Here is a 3,268-nt window from a genome sequence, read left to right on the forward strand (position 1 = left end):
AAGCGCCCGCTTTGGCGTTGGCCGCGCGCGCACAGCCGCAAGCGGCCGTCTCCGGAAGGCCTGGCGACGATGAAGGCTGGCGCGCGACAGCCCCAGCGCTGTGCAGGCGGCTGCGATCAAGCCGCTGCCCGGCTCCAGGGCCGCCACCGCGTCCATCAAGACTCGCCGTCGCTCGAAGCTGGGAGGCCCAGCAACACCGCAACTTTTTTTTGGATTTCGATGATCGCTTCGGCGCGCTCCAATCGCTGTTTCAGGCGGAGATTGTCTCGCCGCGAAAGCGCGAGTTCCGCCGCCAGCGGGTTTGGTTCGGCGGTTTTGGGACCGCGCCTGGCGGGGCTCAGCGCTTCGAAGGCGCCGGCGGCGCGCTGACGCCGCCAGTCCGTCAGGGCCGACGAATAAAGCCCCTCGCGGCGCACGATCGCGCCGATCCCTCCGGGGACGCCCGCCGCGCGGTCAGCCTCCGCAAGGATGCGCAATTTGTCTTGCGCCGTGAACGTGCGGCGGCGAGGACGGTCCGAAAATTCAGGCGACGCGGCAGCCGGCGCTGAAACGATCGTCGGCCTCCGGCCGTCCTCCATTTCAGCGCCGGCTGCCGCAAGAGTCTTGCTGTCTTTGATTGGGGGCATAACCACGGGATGTTTGTCCTATGCCCCCAAGGCTAAACTCCCGGCAGGTCTTTGTCTCATCATCCTTGGCACGGAGGGATTGTCTGTTTGGAAGCATCCTTGGCACGGAGGGATTGTCTGTTTGGAAGCCGGGATATCGCCGCCTGAACGATCGTGAATAGGCGGATGGCATAGGTCACGACAGCAACCAAATCGCCACGCGGCCATACCGCCATAATTGAGCCACCTTCAGGGAAGATTTTGTAACGCCCGTTACGATGAATTGGCCTCCGTTGACGCATCCCTCCCAAAACAACCCGGCCGCAACCGGCGTGGCGTTTTGAAGATGCGGGACCAGTTCCCAAAGACCCTCATTCAGGTTTCGTTCAGCGCCCATACCGCAGCATCGCTCTGAACCGCCCCGGGATTGCCGGAGGCCATTTGGTTTGAGTCACGGTGCCATGGCGGGCTCCTTGCGTTGCGCATAGTAGCGCGCTTCGGCCTCGGCCGGCGGGATGTTTCCGATCGGCTCCAGCAGTCTTCGATGATTGAACCAGTCGACCCATTCGAGGGTGGCGAACTCGACGGCTTCGAAGTTGCGCCACGGGCCGCGCCGCCAGATGACCTCGGCTTTGTAGAGCCCGTTGATCGTCTCGGCGAGCGCGTTGTCGTAACTGTCGCCGACGCTGCCGACCGAGGGCTCGACGCCGGCCTCGGCGAGACGTTCCGTGTATTTGATCGCGACGTATTGCACGCCGCGATCGCTGTGATGCACGAGGCCGCCGCCGCGAACGGGCCGGCGTTCGTGCAGAGCCTCCTCGAGCGCGTCGAGCACGAAGCCCGCATGCGCCGTGCGCGATGCGCGCCAGCCGACGATGCGGCGGGCAAATGTGTCGATGACGAAGGCGACATAGACGAAGCCTTGCCAGGTGGCGAGTGGAGTAAGAAGCGCAGATGCGCTTCTCCTCCCCGAACCGTACGTGCACCTTTCAGCGCACACGGCTCTCTATTCAAACCTGGCCCATGGCCATTGCAACATCATTGTAGTGCGACGTGACGGTGCTGCGGGTTTCTGATCGGAAGATGTATGGATTCTCTTCCGGATTCCGCCACCGGAATTGCGCCTTAGGGCTTGAGACAAGCCGTTGCAGCGCTTTTCCAACGGGGTCCCCGCGTTCAGTCCGACCAAACACGAGCCAGGTTTTCGCCTTGCCCGGTTCGGGGAGCCGGTATGGCGCCCACCATGACGCTCGTATCGAGCACATGATCGTATAGGGAGAAATCGTTTGATGGAATGTTCGTTACGCCGAGCGCACGCTGGCGCGCCCAGTTGGCGGCGCGAAGACCCGCCGCGGCCTCAAGCAGTGCGGCCTCGTCCAACTTGCCGGACCAAAAGCTTTCCAGCGCGAATTTGAGTTCGCGCCGTGGACCGATCCGCGGCGTTCCGAGCGTACTGACGGGAAGAGAAGGAACAGACATCGCCAATTGTTTGGGGGCAAAGGCCAAAGCGGACGCTGAGCAGCCGCCTGCGAAATGCCGGCGGATCGCACGCGAACCACCGGGACACCCCGCCCAAGGACGATATGGCGTCGCGGCAGGTCTCCTGGCTCGCGGGTCGTCGCCTCCGTCCGGCCTTCCCGAAGCCGATAGGCCTCAGTGACGCGTGGTGGACTTCGGCTCGCCGCTTACAGTTGCGGGGGCAGCTCCGGCATTGCCTTGCGGCGCACCGGATTCCCTCTTAGCTCTGGCGCCTGCGGGAGGCACAGAGAACCGTGACGAGATCAACTTAACGACACTGCTCGATACAAGCAAGAGAAATATAAGGATATCCTTATGTGATTATGTCTCTCGCGAATTGCTGACCATGGCCCTCAGGCTCGGCTCAGCCTCTATCTCGTGGCAGATCCAGAAAGCCTGCAATCCATCCAGGTCGGCGACCGCCGCCGCCCCGTGAGCAATCCCTCCGTGCCAAGGATGATGAGACAAAGACCTGCCGGGAGTTTAGCCTTGGGGGCATAGGACAAACATCCCGTGGTTATGCCCCCAATCAAAGACAGCAAGACTCTTGCGGCAGCCGGCGCTGAAATGGAGGACGGCCGGAGGCCGACGATCGTTTCAGCGCCGGCTGCCGCGTCGCCTGAATTTTCGGACCGTCCTCGCCGCCGCACGTTCACGGCGCAAGACAAATTGCGCATCCTTGCGGAGGCTGACCGCGCGGCGGGCGTCCCCGGAGGGATCGGCGCGATCGTGCGCCGCGAGGGGCTTTATTCGTCGGCCCTGACGGACTGGCGGCGTCAGCGCGCCGCCGGCGCCTTCGAAGCGCTGAGCCCCGCCAGGCGCGGTCCCAAAACCGCCGAACCAAACCCGCTGGCGGCGGAACTCGCGCTTTCGCGGCGAGACAATCTCCGCCTGAAACAGCGATTGGAGCGCGCCGAAGCGATCATCGAAATCCAAAAAAAAGTTGCGGTGTTGCTGGGCCTCCCAGCTTCGAGCGACGGCGAGTCTTGATGGACGCGGTGGCGGCCCTGGAGCCGGGCAGCGGCTTGATCGCAGCCGCCTGCACAGCGCTGGGGCTGTCGCGCGCCAGCCTTCATCGTCGCCAGGCCTTCCGGAGACGGCCGCTTGCGGCTGTGCGCGCGCGGCCAACGCCAAAGCGGGCGCTT

The 3,268-nt window shown here is 63.9% G+C and carries 4 pseudogenes and 1 riboswitch; of the pseudogenes, 1 reads left to right on the top strand and 3 read right to left on the bottom strand.

From position 1 onward, the window contains the following. The 3 pseudogenes from MPC4_RS20990 to MPC4_RS17150 form a co-directional block, all read right to left on the bottom strand. A pseudogene (locus MPC4_RS20990) lies at window positions 1-626 on the bottom strand (transposase); the annotation flags it as partial. Between the two features lie 430 nt (window positions 627-1,056). Beyond that, window positions 1,057-1,548: pseudogene (locus MPC4_RS17145) on the bottom strand (IS3 family transposase); the annotation flags it as partial. A 260-nt stretch (window positions 1,549-1,808) separates the two neighbouring features. Further along, window positions 1,809-2,084 (bottom strand): annotated as a pseudogene (locus MPC4_RS17150) (5-methyltetrahydropteroyltriglutamate--homocysteine S-methyltransferase); the annotation flags it as partial. Window positions 2,085-2,181: 97 nt separating this feature from the next. Further along, window positions 2,182-2,395, bottom strand: a riboswitch (cobalamin riboswitch). Between the two features lie 247 nt (window positions 2,396-2,642). Here MPC4_RS17150 and MPC4_RS20995 point away from each other — a divergent pair. Further along, window positions 2,643-3,268, top strand: a pseudogene (locus tag MPC4_RS20995) (transposase); the annotation flags it as partial.

This window comes from Methylocella tundrae, assembly GCF_901905185.1.
GTDB lineage: Bacteria > Pseudomonadota > Alphaproteobacteria > Rhizobiales > Beijerinckiaceae > Methylocapsa > Methylocapsa tundrae.